The organism is Variovorax sp. SG517, from assembly GCF_013376045.1.
GTDB lineage: Bacteria > Pseudomonadota > Gammaproteobacteria > Burkholderiales > Burkholderiaceae_C > Variovorax.
Genome location: NZ_JABMJG010000020.1, coordinates 36,141 through 49,581, shown reverse-complemented (window position 1 = coordinate 49,581; position 13,441 = coordinate 36,141). Strand labels below are relative to the sequence as shown.

11 protein-coding genes and 1 riboswitch are annotated in these 13,441 nt (G+C 67.1%); of the genes, 3 read left to right on the top strand and 8 right to left on the bottom strand.

The annotated features are described in order from the left end of the window. Positions 1 to 515 precede the first annotated feature (515 nt). The 8 genes from thiC to FHT32_RS34285 all read right to left on the bottom strand — a co-directional run bounded on the left by thiC (position 516) and on the right by FHT32_RS34285 (position 9,929). A complete protein-coding gene (thiC, locus tag FHT32_RS34320) occupies positions 516 to 2,399 on the bottom strand; it encodes a phosphomethylpyrimidine synthase ThiC (RefSeq protein WP_176668998.1) in 1,884 nt (627 codons plus the stop codon). A gap of 91 nt (positions 2,400 to 2,490) precedes the next feature. Beyond that, positions 2,491 to 2,596, bottom strand: a riboswitch (TPP riboswitch). Between the two features lie 40 nt (positions 2,597 to 2,636). Next, entirely contained in the window at positions 2,637 to 3,056 is a 420-nt protein-coding gene (locus tag FHT32_RS34315) for a YchJ family protein (protein WP_176668997.1), read from the bottom strand. A 67-nt stretch (positions 3,057 to 3,123) separates the two neighbouring features. Next, positions 3,124 to 4,254: an acyl-CoA dehydrogenase family protein gene (locus tag FHT32_RS34310; protein WP_176668996.1), complete on the bottom strand. Its 1,131-nt coding sequence runs from the start codon at positions 4,252 to 4,254 to the stop codon at positions 3,124 to 3,126. A 46-nt stretch (positions 4,255 to 4,300) separates the two neighbouring features. After that, positions 4,301 to 5,548 (bottom strand): glutamate carboxypeptidase, encoded by a 1,248-nt coding sequence (locus FHT32_RS34305; RefSeq protein ID WP_176668995.1) that lies wholly within the window; start codon positions 5,546 to 5,548, stop codon positions 4,301 to 4,303. Between the two features lie 91 nt (positions 5,549 to 5,639). Beyond that, positions 5,640 to 6,824 carry an acetyl-CoA C-acyltransferase gene (locus FHT32_RS34300; RefSeq protein WP_176668994.1) on the bottom strand — a complete coding sequence of 395 codons (1,185 nt, stop codon included), beginning with the start codon at positions 6,822 to 6,824 and terminating at the stop codon, positions 5,640 to 5,642. A gap of 63 nt (positions 6,825 to 6,887) precedes the next feature. Beyond that, on the bottom strand, positions 6,888 to 8,708 hold the full coding sequence (gene aceK / locus FHT32_RS34295) for a bifunctional isocitrate dehydrogenase kinase/phosphatase (RefSeq protein ID WP_176668993.1): 1,821 nt from the start codon (positions 8,706 to 8,708) through the stop codon (positions 6,888 to 6,890). A gap of 42 nt (positions 8,709 to 8,750) precedes the next feature. Then, positions 8,751 to 9,482, bottom strand: coding sequence for a carbonate dehydratase (can, locus tag FHT32_RS34290; RefSeq protein WP_176668992.1), 732 nt, complete (start codon positions 9,480 to 9,482; stop codon positions 8,751 to 8,753). 27 nt (positions 9,483 to 9,509) lie between these two features. Next, positions 9,510 to 9,929, bottom strand: coding sequence for a MerR family DNA-binding transcriptional regulator (locus FHT32_RS34285; protein WP_176669001.1), 420 nt, complete (start codon positions 9,927 to 9,929; stop codon positions 9,510 to 9,512). 119 nt (positions 9,930 to 10,048) lie between these two features. Between FHT32_RS34285 and FHT32_RS34280 the strand changes: the two genes are divergently transcribed. The 3 genes from FHT32_RS34280 to FHT32_RS34270 are packed head-to-tail and all read left to right on the top strand — an operon-like array spanning position 10,049 to position 13,371. Continuing rightward, the gene (locus FHT32_RS34280) at positions 10,049 to 11,128 is read left to right on the top strand and encodes an MBL fold metallo-hydrolase (RefSeq protein ID WP_176668991.1); all 1,080 of its coding nucleotides are present in this window, start codon (positions 10,049 to 10,051) and stop codon (positions 11,126 to 11,128) included. Positions 11,129 to 11,137: 9 nt separating this feature from the next. Next, the gene (locus tag FHT32_RS34275) at positions 11,138 to 12,454 is read left to right on the top strand and encodes a leucine-rich repeat-containing protein kinase family protein (protein WP_176668990.1); all 1,317 of its coding nucleotides are present in this window, start codon (positions 11,138 to 11,140) and stop codon (positions 12,452 to 12,454) included. Further along, entirely contained in the window at positions 12,451 to 13,371 is a 921-nt protein-coding gene (locus FHT32_RS34270) for a pseudouridine synthase (protein ID WP_176668989.1), read from the top strand. The genes FHT32_RS34275 and FHT32_RS34270 overlap by 4 nt, the downstream gene beginning before the upstream one ends. Positions 13,372 to 13,441: the final 70 nt, after the last annotated feature.

The following is a 13,441-nucleotide window of genomic DNA, read 5'->3' as shown; positions in this document are numbered from 1 at the left end:
CGACGTAGGAGGGGGTCCGCAGAACTCGCTTCGCTCAAACAGCTGCGGCCCTTATCCCTCCTACGTCTGCGCTCCTCGGCGCAGCCAGAAGGGAGTTGGAGACCGAGCAGGCCATCGCTGCGCTCGGCCGCCGAACAGCTTGGACTGGCCTTCGCTTCGCTCGGCCCGAAATCTCAATCCAATCGCGACAGCTTCAATCAACCCAGCGCCTCATTCCAAGCACGGTAGGCGCGAAGCGCTTGCTGTGTCCTGGTGGCCGAGCAACGCGATGGCCCGGCTGTCCCCCTCCCCTCTGGCTGCGCCGAGGAGCGCAGCGTTTCGCGGACAAGGGCTCGCAGCTGTTTGAGCGAAGCGAGTTCTGCGAGACCCCGCGAAACGCGAGCACCGCAGGTTGCCCCGGAGCGAAGCGCAGGGGTCGCAGACAGTGGGGTCGCCTTTCTTTTGCCTACGTTTCTTTGGCGAAGCAAAGAAAAGTAGGTCGCCCGCCGGGGCGAGTCCCGGCCCCGGAAAACAACTCAAGAGACGGACCGAATAGGTATGTACATCTCCCCCCCTCCAGCCATGAACTCTTTCGACTTCTCCTCCATCCCTTCAGCCAGAACCGCAGCCTCGGCAACCCCCTTCTGAGCAGCGTACTCCCGCACCTCCTGAGTGATCTTCATCGAGCAGAACTTGGGCCCGCACATCGAGCAGAAGTGCGCCACCTTGCTCGAATCCTTGGGCAGCGTCTCATCGTGGAATTCCCGCGCAGTATCGGGATCGAGCCCCAGGTTGAACTGGTCCTGCCACCGAAACTCGAAGCGCGCCTTGCTCAGCGCATCGTCCCGCGACCGAGCCCCCGGATGCCCCTTCGCCACATCGGCAGCATGCGCGGCGATCTTGTAGGCAATGATCCCCTGCTTCACGTCATCGCGGTCGGGCAGGCCCAGATGCTCCTTCGGCGTCACGTAGCAGAGCATCGCGGTGCCGGCCCAGCCGATCATGGCCGCGCCGATCGCGCTGGCGATGTGGTCGTAGCCCGGCGCGATGTCGATGGTCAGCGGGCCCAGCGTGTAGAACGGCGCCTCGTGGCAGTGCTTGAGCTGTTCGTCCATGTTCGACTGGATCATGTGCATCGGCACGTGGCCCGGGCCTTCGATCATGGTCTGCACGTCGTGCTTCCACGCGATCTCCGTGAGCTCGCCCAGCGTGCGCAGCTCGGCGAACTGGGCCTCGTCGTTGGCATCGGCGCCCGAGCCGGGGCGCAGGCCGTCGCCGAGCGAGAAGCTCACGTCGTAGGCCTTCATGATGTCGCAGATGTCCTCGAAGTGCGTGTAGAGGAAGCTCTCCTTGTGGTGCGCGATGCACCACTTGGCCATGATCGAGCCGCCGCGCGACACGATGCCCGTCATGCGGTTGGCCGTCAGGTGGATGAAGGGCAGGCGCAGGCCGGCGTGGATGGTGAAGTAGTCGACGCCCTGTTCCGCCTGCTCGATGAGCGTGTCGCGGTAGATCTCCCAGGTGAGGTCCTCGGCCACGCCGCCCACTTTTTCGAGCGCCTGGTAGATGGGCACGGTGCCGATCGGCACGGGGCTGTTGCGCACGATCCAGTCGCGCGTGGTGTGGATGTTCTTGCCGGTGGAAAGGTCCATCACGTTGTCCGCGCCCCAGCGGATGGCCCACACCAGCTTCTCGACTTCTTCCTCGATGCTCGAGGTGACGGCCGAGTTGCCGATGTTGGCGTTGATCTTCACCTTGAAGTTGCGGCCGATGGCCATCGGCTCCACTTCGGGGTGGTTGATGTTTGCGGGAATGATCGCGCGGCCGCGCGCCACCTCGTCGCGCACGAACTCTGGCGTGATGATGCGCGGAATGCTCGCGCCCATCGGGTTGCCCGCCACGCGCTTCGCGCGCTCCTCGTTGGCGAGGTACTCGGCCATCCACTCGCGCTTGCCGTTCTCGCGCAGGGCCACGTATTCCATCTCTGGCGTGACGATGCCGCGGCGCGCGTAGTGCATCTGCGTGACGTTGGCGCCCGACTTCGCGCGGCGCGGCGTGCGCTGCAGCGCGGAAGCGCCGGCGCGCAGCTCGGCCAGGCGCTGTGCGTCGCGGTCTTCGTTCTTGGCGCCGTCGTCCAGCGCGTGGTGCGTGCGGCCTTCGTAGCTTTCGGTGTCGTTGCGCTCCGCGATCCACGCGCCGCGCACGTCGGGCAGGCCGCGGCGCACGTCGATCTCGACCTTCGGGTCGGTGTACGGGCCGGAGGTGTCGTAGAGCGACACGGTCTCGCCGTTGGTCAGCTGCACGTCGCGCACGGGCACGAACAGGTCGGGCCGGCTGCCCGGAATCACGCACTTGTGCGACGCGGGAAAAGGCTCGCGCGTCAGCGAAAGCAGCGAAGTGAACTTGTCGGGGGCATTCATCGGAGGCACTCCTTGTTGAGGGAAAGGGTGCTCCGCAATCGCTCGGTGGACTTCGGGGAGCCCGTCACGGAAGGGGGAGTGACGGACCGGAGTCAGGGAGTGCAGCTCTTCTTACGCCGGTATGACCCGGATCAAGTTCGCGGGTCGGCAGCTTTGCCATCTCAGCACGCCACTTGCGTGCACCCCGGAGCGGGGCCGATTGTGCGAGCCCCGGCCCGGCGCGTCAACCCGGGGTTGTTACTGCAGGTCGCCGTCGACGTAGTACCAGCGCCCGTCCTCACGCACGAAGCGGCTGCGCTCGTGCAGGCGCGTGGCAGCGCCGGAAGGGCCGCGCTGGCGCGCGACGAACTCGACTTCGGCATGGTCCGCGTCGAGCACGGAGCGCGAGCGGATGTCGAGCCCCAGCCACTTGACGCCCGGTTCGAACTCGATGGAGGCCGGGCGTTTGGACGCGTGCCAGGTGGCCAGAAGATATTCGCCGCGCTCCAGCACGAAGGCCGAATAGCGCGAGCGCATCAACGATTCGGCGTCGGGCGCGGGCGTGTTCGGGAAATCGTCCAGATAGCGGCCGCAGCACAAGGCATAGGCGACGGGCTTGTCGCGGCGGTCGGTTCGGCCGCAGGGGCAGGGCCTGGATTGGGGATCGGGTGCACTCATGAAGACCTGCATTGGAACACCTCGCGGCCCTTGTGCCGAGAGGGCAAGCCCGCGGCACTCTTTCACATCACGCCAGCGCGCGTTGGATCAGCAGCTTCTGGATGTCCGACGTGCCTTCGTAGATCTGGCACACGCGCACGTCGCGGTAGATGCGTTCCAGCGGAAAGTCGTTCACGTAGCCGTAGCCGCCCAGCGTCTGGATGGCCGCGCTGCACACGCGCTCGGCCATCTCGCTGGCGAACAGCTTGGCCATGGCGGCTTCCTTCAGGCAGGGCAGGCCGGCGTCGCGCAGGCTCGCTGCGTGCCAGATCAGCTGGCGCGCGGCCTCGATCTGCGTCGCGCATTCGGCGAGACGAAAGCCCACGGCCTGCTGGTCGAAGATGGAGCCGCCGAAGGCCTGTCGCTCCTTGGCGTAGGCCAGCGCCACGTCGAAGGCGCTGCGCGCCATGCCCACGCTCTGCGCGGCGATGCCGATGCGCCCGCCTTCCAGCGCGCCGAGCGCAATCTTGTAGCCCTCGCCCTCCGCGCCGATCAGGTTCTCGCGCGGAATGCGGCAGCCGTCGAAGTTGATCTGCGCGGTGTCGCTGCTGTGCTGGCCGAGCTTGTCCTCCAGCCGCGCGACGTTGTAGCCGGGCGTGTCGGTGGGCACGATGAACGCGCTAATGCCGCGCTTGCCCGCGCCCTTGTCGGTCACCGCGATGACGATGGCCACCTGGCCGTTCTTGCCGCTGGTGATGAACTGCTTCACGCCGTCGATCACGTAGGCGTCGCCGTCCTTGCGCGCCGTGGTGCGCAGGCTCGATGCATCGCTGCCGGCTTGCGGCTCGGTCAGGCAGAAGGCGCCGAGCATCCGGCCCTGCGCCAGCGGTTCGAGCCACTGCTTCTTCTGCTGCGCGTTGCCGTAGCGCATGAGGATGGCGTTGACGGGGCAGTTGGTCACGCTGATGGCGGTGCTGGTGCCGCCGTCGCCGGCCGCGATTTCCTCCAGCACCAGCGCGAGCGTGAGGTAGTCGAGGCCGGCGCCGCCATGCTCCTCGGGCACGCAGATGCCGTAGGCGCCCAGCGCCGCGAGGCCCTGGTGAGCTTCCTTGGGAAAGCTGTGCTCACGGTCCCACTTCGCGGCGTTGGGCCAGAGTTCGGCTTGCGAGAAGTCGCGCACCGCGTCGCGGATGGCTTCCTGGTCTGCGCTGAGCAGCATGGCGTTGTCTCCTGTCTTTCTTGCTCGTCTTGCTTAGTGCTTCTTCCTACTTGCCGGCGCCCAGGTCCATGATCAGGCGGGCGGCCATGTACAGGCGGCGCGGAATGGTGCTGATGTCCACGTACTCGGCCTTGTCGCTGTGGTAGCCGAAGCCCGGCAGGCCCAGGCTTTCGATCACGGGCTTGCCCGAGAGCGCGGCGTAGGCCGCGTCGGTGCCGCCGCCGGTGCGCTCTTCCACGCCCAGGGTGCCGCCGGCTTCCTTGTAGTAGACCACTGCCTTGTCGACCAGCTTCTTGCCGCCTTCGCCGGCATTGAAGGCCGGGCGGCCGCGCGTGACGATCACCTTCACGTCGGCCTCGGGCAGCTTCTTCTGCTGCGCGCGCTCTTCCAGCGTCTTCATGGCGGCGTCGAAGTCCTCGTTGCGTGCATAGCGCACGTCGGCGTTCAGCGTGGCGCTGGCGGGGATGATGTTCGAGACGTTGCCGGCCTTGGCGATGGTCCAGTTGAAGCGCAGGTTCTTCGACTTGTCGTCGATGTTCATCGTGCGCAGCACGAGGTCGGAGGCCTCGACCAGCGCGTTCACGCCGAGCTCGGGCGCGGCGCCGGCGTGCGAGGCCTTGCCGGTGATGTTGACCTGCACGTAGGCGATGCCCGAGGTGCCCAGCGAGAGCTTCTCGTCGCCGGCGCTGGTGGGCTCGAAGGAGAGCACGTAGTCGGCCAGCTTGGCTTCTTCCTGGATCAGGTCGCGCGAGCCGAAGGAGCCCTTTTCCTCGTCGGTGTTGAACAGCACGGTGATGGTGCCGTAGTCGCGCACGCCGTAGTCCTTCAGCAGCTTGAGCGTGTGCAGGATGACCGCGTTGCCGCCCTTGTCGTCGGCGATGCCGGGGCCGTAGGCCTTGTCGCCTTCGATCTTGAACGGCGCCTTGGCGAGAGTGCCCTTCAGGTAGACGGTGTCCATGTGCGACATCAGCAGCAGGTTCTTGCCGCCGCGGCCCTTGATCTTGCCCACGATGTTGTCGCCCACCACGAGGCCGGCCGACTTGCTGCGCGTGACGGTGAAGCCGAGGTTCTTGAGTTCGCCCTCGAGATAGTTGCCGGCAGCGGCGATGCCTTCGGCGTCACCGGTGCCGGTCTCGATGTTGACCAGCTTCTCCAGCGTCTTGATCACCGCGGGCTGCTCGTCGGTGGCGGCCTGGAACAGCACGTTGTCGCGCTTCTGGGCCAGGGCGGTGCCCGCCACGAAGGCGGTGGCCAGCACAGCGGCGATGGCGGTGCGGTGGATGGATGGGCGCATGAAAACTCCTGCTCTACGCATTGTTCGTTCGGGTTGTCTGAATGAAAAAGGCTGGTGAACGCCTCTCCTTAGGCGTTCCCAGCCATTGTTCTTATAGCAATTCGAGTGCCACCGCGGTGCCTTCGCCGCCGCCGATGCACAGCGTGGCCACGCCGCGCGTCTTGCCGCGTGCCTTCAGCGCGTGGATCAGCGTGACCATGATGCGCGCGCCGCTGGCGCCGATCGGGTGGCCCAGCGCGCAGGCGCCGCCGTGCACGTTGACGATGTCGTGCGACACGTCGAGCTCGTGCATCAGCGCCATCGGCACCACGGCGAAGGCTTCGTTCACTTCCCAGAGGTCGACGTCGCGCGCCTTCCAGCCCGTCTTGGCGAAGAGCTTCTGCACGGCGCCGACGGGCGCGGTGGAGAACCACTCGGGCTGCTGCGCGTGCGTGGCATGGCCGACGATGCGGGCGATGGGCTTGGCGCCGATCTTCCTGGCGTGCGACTCGGTCATCATCACGAGCGCGGCAGCGCCGTCGTTGATCGACGAACTCGACGCGGCGGTGATGGTGCCGCCCTCTTTCTTGAACGCGGGCTTGAGCGTGGGGATCTTGTCGAGCTTGACCTTGCCCGGGCCCTCGTCGACCGAGATCACGGTTTCGCCGCCGCGGCCCTTGACGGTGACGGGCACGATCTCGTCCTTGAAGAGGCCGGTGTCGGTGGCCTTCTTGGCGCGCTCGACGCTGGCGATGGCGAAGGCGTCCTGCTGCTCGCGCGTGAACTTGTACTTGGCGGCGCAGTCCTCGCCGAAGGTGCCCATGCTGCGGCCGGGCTGGTAGGCGTCTTCCAGGCCGTCGAGCATCATGTGGTCGAAGATGCGGTCGTGGCCCATGCGGTAGCCGCCGCGGCCCTTGAGCATGAGGTACGGCGCGTTGGTCATGCTTTCCATGCCGCCGGCCACCATCACTTCGTGCGTGCCGACCAGCAGCAGGTCGTGCGCGAGCATCGCGGCCTTCATGGCCGAGCCGCACATCTTGCTGAGCGTGACCGCGCCCGCGCTGTCGGGCAGGCCGCCCTTGTAGGCCGCCTGGCGCGCCGGCGCCTGGCCCTGGCCGGCCATCAGGCAGTTGCCGAAGAGCACCTCGCCCACGCTGTCGGGCGCGATGCCGGCGCGCTCGACGGCGGCCTTGATGGCCGCGCCGCCCAGGTCGTGCGCGGAGAGGGAGGTGAAGTCGCCCTGGAAGCCGCCCATGGGGGTGCGGGCGGCGCCGACGATGACGATGGATTCGGACATGGTGGTCTCCTTCGGTAATTCAGTGATGTGGAAGCGGAATCGGAAAGAAAGGGGAACGATCGGTCAGAAATGCGTCGCGTGCCCTTCGTGCTGGAAGCGCTGCGACTCTTCGTACGGGAACACGTCGAGCATCTGCCCGGCCTGGATGCGTTCCTTGTGGTGCTGCCAGAAGGCGGCGTCGAGCAGGTCGGCGTGGTGCGCCATGAAGGCCGCGCGCACGTCCTTGTTGCCGAGCAGGAAGGGTTCGAAGGTCTCGGGGAACACGTCCTTCGGGCCTACCGAGTACCAGATCTCGCCGCTCATCTCGTCTTCCTCGTTGCGCGGCGCGGGCACCTTGCGGAACTGGCAGTCGGTGACGTATTCGATCTCGTCGTAGTCGTAGAACACGACCTTGCCGCCGCGCGTGACGCCGAAGTTCTTCCAGAGCATGTCGCCGGGGAAGATGTTGGCGGCCACCATGTCCTTGATGGCGTTGCCGTATTCGACGACCGCGTGCTCGAGCTGGTCCTTCGCGCGCTTCGCATGCGCCGGGCTTTCCGGATTGGCCAGCGTGTCGAAGGCTTCCTGCAGGTAGATGTTGAGCGGGATCATGCGCCGCTCGATGTAGACGTGCTTGACCACGACTTCCATTTCCCCGTTGCCGTCGCGGTCGCCGATCTCGAGCTGGCTGGGCGCGAACTTGCGGATCTCCTCGATCAGCTCGGGCTCGAAGCGGTCGAGCGGGAAGCCCACGTCGCTGTACTCCAGCGTGTCGGCCATGCGGCCCACGCGGTCGTGGTGCTTCACGAGCATGTACTTGCCCTTGATCTGCTCGCGCGTGGTGTCCTTCTGCGGCGGATAGAAGTCCTTGATGACCTTGAACACGAACGGGAACGACGGCAGGTCGAACACCAGCATGACCATGCCCTTGATGCCGGGCGCGATGCGGAAGCGGTCGCTCGAGTAGTTCAGGTGCGAGAGGAAGTCGCGGTAGAAGAGCGTCTTGCCCTGCTTGGCCAGGCCCAGCGCGTTGTAGATCTCGGCGCGCGGCTTGCGCGGCATGAGCGAGCGCAGGAACTGCACCCAGGCCGAGGGCACTTCCATGTCGACCATGAAGTAGGCGCGCGCGAAGCTGAAGAGCATCTGCAGGTCGTCTTCGCCGAAGAGCGCCGCGTCGATGTAGAAGCGCCCGTGGCTGTCGTGCAGTATGGGCAGCGAGAACGGCAGCTCGGTGAAGCCGTTCATGATCTTGCCGACCACGTAGGCGCCCTTGTTGCGGAAGAACAGGCCCGACAGCACCTGCAGCTGGAAGTTGGCGCGCAGCTTGACCTGGTGGAAGCGGTTCAGGATGACGTGCGCCACGCGCCGCGCGTCGCGCCGCTTGTCGGCGAAGTTTCCGAGCAGCGCGAAGTCGTCGAGCATCTGCTCGATGGTGTCGGCCAGCGTCTCGGGCTTGGGGTAGTAGGGGCGATAGGTGGGTGCGCCGCGCGGCTCGATGTACTCGGTGCTGATGGCCGGGCGCACGAAGATGAAGTCGTTCTGGAAGTACGCGCGGTGCAGGATCTTCGTGGTGACCGAGTTGAAGAAGCTCTCCGCCAGCTCGGGCTGGTGGTGGTCCACCAGCAGGCCGATGTAGTGCAGCTTGACCTGGTGCCACACGTCCATGGGCTGGTCGCCGGCCTTGAACTCCTTCTCGAGCCGGGCCACGGCCTCGCTCACGCGCAGGTCGTAGAACTCGATGCGCTCGCGCTGCGCGCGCTGCTGGCCGTGCCAGTCGGCGGTTTCGAAGCGGTGCTTGGCACGCGCCGACTCGGCCCTGAACAACCGGTAGTGCCGGTTGAAGCCGTCCATCATCGCCTTCGCGATGTCGTAGGCCAGCGGCGAGTCGAGGCGCTGCGGGAACATGACGGGCGAAGGTGCGGCGGGAAGGCGGCGGGCCGCTCGGCGTCAGGCCTGGCTGGAGCCTTCGGCCTTGGGTTGCGCGCCGATCGACCGGACCACTTCGCCGGGCTTGCTCCACTTGTGGCGGATGCGCTGCACCGTGGCCTTGTAGGCGGCGTCCAGCGGCTGGGTGCCGTCCACGCTCAGGCCCAGGTCCTGCAGCAGGCCGTCGTGCACGCCGAAGGTCCAGCCGTGGATCTTCACCTTCTGGCCGCGCGCCCACGCATCGACCATGACGGTGCTGACCGCCACGTTGACCACTTGCTCGGCCACGTTGAGCTCGCACAGCGCGTCGACGCGTGCATCCTCGTCGGGCAGGCTCTCGAGCATCACGTGGTGGCGGTCGCGCACGTCCTGGATGTGGCGGATCCAGTTGTCGGCCAGGCCGATGCGCTTGCCGCTCAACGCGGCCTTCACGCCCGCGCAGCCGTAGTGGCCCACCACCATGATGTGCTCGACCTTCAGGTGCTCCACCGCGAACTGGATCGCAGAGAGCGCATTGAGATCGGAGTGCACCACGATGTTGGCGACGTTGCGGTGCACGAACACTTCGCCCGGCTCCAGGCCGGTGATCTGGTTCGCGGGCACGCGGCTGTCGGAACAGCCGATCCACATGTAGCGCGGCGTCTGCTGCTTCACCAGGCTGGTGAAGAAGCCGGGCCGGTCGCGCTCCATCTGGGCGGACCAGGCGCGGTTGTGAGCGAAGAGGTCGTCGAGGGTATCGGATTTGTCGGACATAGTCGGCTATTGTCGATGAGTCGTGTATCAGGCCTTGGCTTCGGCCGGTCTGGAGGCCTTGCCGGCCTTCTGTGCCTTGGCGAGCGTCGCCCGCCCCTTCTTCTCGTGCTCCTTCACTTCCGCGAGGTTGGCCTGCAATTCGGCCAGCTGCGCCTCCAGCTGGGCCCTGTGGGCGCCCAGCACGCCGAGAAATTTTTCCAGCTGCGCGACGGTGTCGCGCGGGCTGTCGTACATGTCGAGGATATCTTTGGCCTCCGTCAGGCTCAGGCCGAGGCGCTTGGCGCGCAGCGTGAGCGTGAGCCGGGCACGGTCGCGCGTGCTGTAGATGCGCTGCAGGCCGGCGCGCTCGGGCGAGAGCAGGCCCATGTCCTCGTAGAAGCGGATCGCCCGCGTCGTGAGATCGAACTCCTTCGCGAGCTGGCTGATGGTGAAGGTCTGCGCGGGCATGACGACGGTGGCGGGAAAAGGCTCCATTCGGGGGCGTTACGGGCGCGACAGCAGGTTTGTTCCGCGATCCCTACAATGGAGCCCTTGACTCATGACGTTTACGTAAACGTCAATCTTACATGAACCTCCTCGAACGCGAACTCCACTACCCGCTCGGCGACACGCTGCCCGAGCCCGGCCAGACCCTGGAAGTGGCGCCCGGCGTGCGCTGGATCCGCATGCGGCTGCCCTTTGCGCTCGACCACATCAACCTCTGGCTGCTGCGCGACAGCATCGACGGCGTCGAAGGCTGGACGGTGGTCGACTGCTGCATCGCCCGCGACGAGGCACGCGCCCAGTGGGAGCAGGTGTTCGAGACGCAGCTGCAGGGCATGCCGATCCTGCGCGTCATCGTCACGCACATGCACCCCGACCACATCGGCCTGGCCGACTGGCTGTGCAAGCGCTGGAACGCTCCGCTGTGGATCAGCTCCACCGACTACCACGTGGCCCGCGTGCTCAGCACCGCCGGCGACACCCTCGCCGGCGGCGAGCAGGCGGCTCGCTTCTTCGCCTCGCACGGCCTGACCGACCCCGAGGCGGTCGCCAAGATCCGCGCGCGCACCAACTACTACGCGAACATGGTGCCCTCGGTGCCCGACAGCTTCGTGCGCATGCTCGACGGCGACGTCGTGAGCATCGGCGGCCACGACTGGCGCTGCATCAGCGGCTACGGCCACGCGCCGGAGCACATCTCGCTGTACTGCGACGAGCTCAAGCTGCTGCTGGGCGGCGACATGATGCTGCCGCGCATCTCGACCAACGTGAGCGTGCATGCGGGCGAGCCCGAGGCGAACTCGCTGCGCCTCTTTCTCGACAGCATCGAGAGGTTCAAGTCGCTGCCGGCCGACACGCTGGGCCTGCCCTCTCACGGCAAGCCGTTCCGGGGCATCCATCGCCGCGTCAAGCAGTTGCAGGAGCACCATCGCGACCGCCTCGCGGAGCTGCTCGAAGCCTGCACGGCACGCGCGCTGACGGCTGCCGAGGGCCTGCCGATCCTGTTCAAGCGCGAACTCGACCTGCACCAGATGACCTTCGCAATGGGCGAGACCGTGGCGCACCTGCACCTGCTCTGGTTCGCGGGCCAGGTGCGGCGCGAGCTGGGCAAGGACGGCATCTACCGCTTCGGCCCCAAGGCCACCGCAGCCGCGACGGCTTAGACTCGCCGCATGAACGACACGCTGGCTCAGCTGCGCGCGGGCCGGCTGGCAGGCGCAACACGCATCGATCTCTCTTGCGGGCTCACCGAGTTCCCGCGCGAGGTCTTCGATCTTGCCGATTCGCTCGAGGTGCTGAACCTGTCGGGCAATGCGCTCGACACCCTTCCCGACGACCTGCATCGCCTGCACCGGCTGCGCGTGCTCTTCTGTTCGGACAACCGCTTCAGTACACTGCCGGAGTCCATCGGACGCTGCCACGGCCTGGACATCGTCGGCTTCAAGGCCAACCGCATCCGCAGCGTGCCTGCCGCGGCACTGCCGCCCTCGCTGCGCTGGCTGATCCTCACCGACAACGAAATCGAAGAGCTGCCCGACTCGTTGGGCGCATGCACGCGCATGCAGAAGCTGATGCTGGCAGGCAACCGCCTGCGCGCGCTGCCCGCGTCGATGGCGGCGCTCAAGCAGCTCGAGCTGCTGCGCATCTCCGCCAACCGCTTCGAGGCCCTGCCCGAATGGCTGCCTTCGCTGCCGCGCCTGTCGTGGCTGGCCTGCGCGGGCAATCCCTTCGACACGCAGGCCGAGGACGCAGCCATCGTCGCCCGGTCGGTACCGCATGTCGACTGGAGCGAACTGGCGCTGGGCGAAAAGCTCGGCGAAGGCGCATCGGGCGTGATCCACAGGGCCACGCTCGGCGCCGCCGCGCAGCCGGTGGCGGTCAAGCTCTTCAAGGGCGCGGTCACCAGCGACGGCTGGCAGCACAGCGAAATGGCCGCCAGCATCGCGGCCGGCGAGCACCCCACGCTGATCGCCGCGCGCAGCCGCATCGACGGCCATCCCGAAGGCACGGAGGGCCTGGTGATGGCGCTGGTCGATCCGGCGTTCGCCACGCTCGCAGGGCCGCCCAGCCTCGCCTCGTGCACGCGCGACGTCTATGCCGCGGAGGCGCATTGGACATCCGGCACGGCACTGCGCATCGCCTGCGACATCGCATCGGCCATGCGGCGCCTGCACGCGCGGGGAATCCTTCACGGCGACCTCTACGCGCACAACATCCTCTGGCACGCCCAGGGCGGCGGACGGCTCGGCGACTTCGGCGCCGCCTGGCTCACGGGTTCGCTCGACGCGGCACAGGCGCGAGCCTTCCAGGCGCTGGAAGTGCGCGCCTTCGGCTGCCTGCTCGAGGAATTGCTCGAGCGCTGCACCGACGCGGCACCTGCATCGGTGGCCATGCTGAAAGACCGCTGCCTGCACCCCGAGCCCGCCGCGCGCCCGACATTCGCCGAAGCCCTGTCGCTGCTGCAGCAGCAGGCGCCTTCCGCGCCATGACCCGGCGCCGGCCACCCCAGCTGCCGCTGCCCACGCGCGACGGCGTCGGACCGAGCTGCACCGGCTTGCCGTACGGCGCCTGGCCGACGATCGCCGAGTTCCTGATCGAGCGCTTTCCCATCATCACGCGCGAAGCCTGGCTCGAGCGTATGGAGGCGGGAGACGTCGTCGATGAGCACGGCGTGCCCGTGACCGCCACGCGCCGTTACCAGTCGCCGCTGCGCGTGTACTACTACCGCACGCTCGACGGCGAGACGGCGATCCCCTTCGAGGAACAGGTCGTGTTCCAGGACGACGAGCTGCTGGTGGTCGACAAGCCCCCCTTCGTGCCGGTCACGCCCAAGGGCAAGTACCTGAAAGAAAGCCTGCTGGTGCGCCTGAAGCGCAAGCTGAAGCTCGACGACCTCGTGCCGCTGCACCGCATCGACCGCAGCACCTCGGGGCTGGTGCTGTTCTCCGTGCGGCCCGCGACGCGCGGCGCCTACCAGTCGCTGTTTCCCGAGCGGCGCATCACCAAGCACTACGAGGCCGTGGTGCCGTGGCGCGAGGGCGTGTCGTCGGTGCCCGAGGTCTATCGCAGCCGGCTGGTCGACGACGACCACTTCATGCGCGTGCGCGAGGAGCCCGGCGAGCCCAACTCCGAGACCCGCATCGAGGTGCTGCGCGTGCACGAGGGCCATGCGCTGCTGCGGCTGTCGCCGATCACGGGCCGCAAGCACCAGCTTCGCGTGCACTGCATGGCGCTGGGCATGCCGATCGTGAACGACCCGATCTACCCCGTGCTGCTGCCCGAGGGCGCCGACGACTTCGGCAAGCCCATGCAGCTGCTGGCCCGGTCGCTCGCCTTCGCCGATCCGCTGACCGGCGCCCCGCGCAGCTTCGCCAGCCCCCGCAGCCTGCTGCTGACACCGAGGTGACGCGCGCGCGGCGCGGCGCGCACTAAGCTCGTTTCCCGAATCCGATCACGATCACTCATTCAGGAGACAC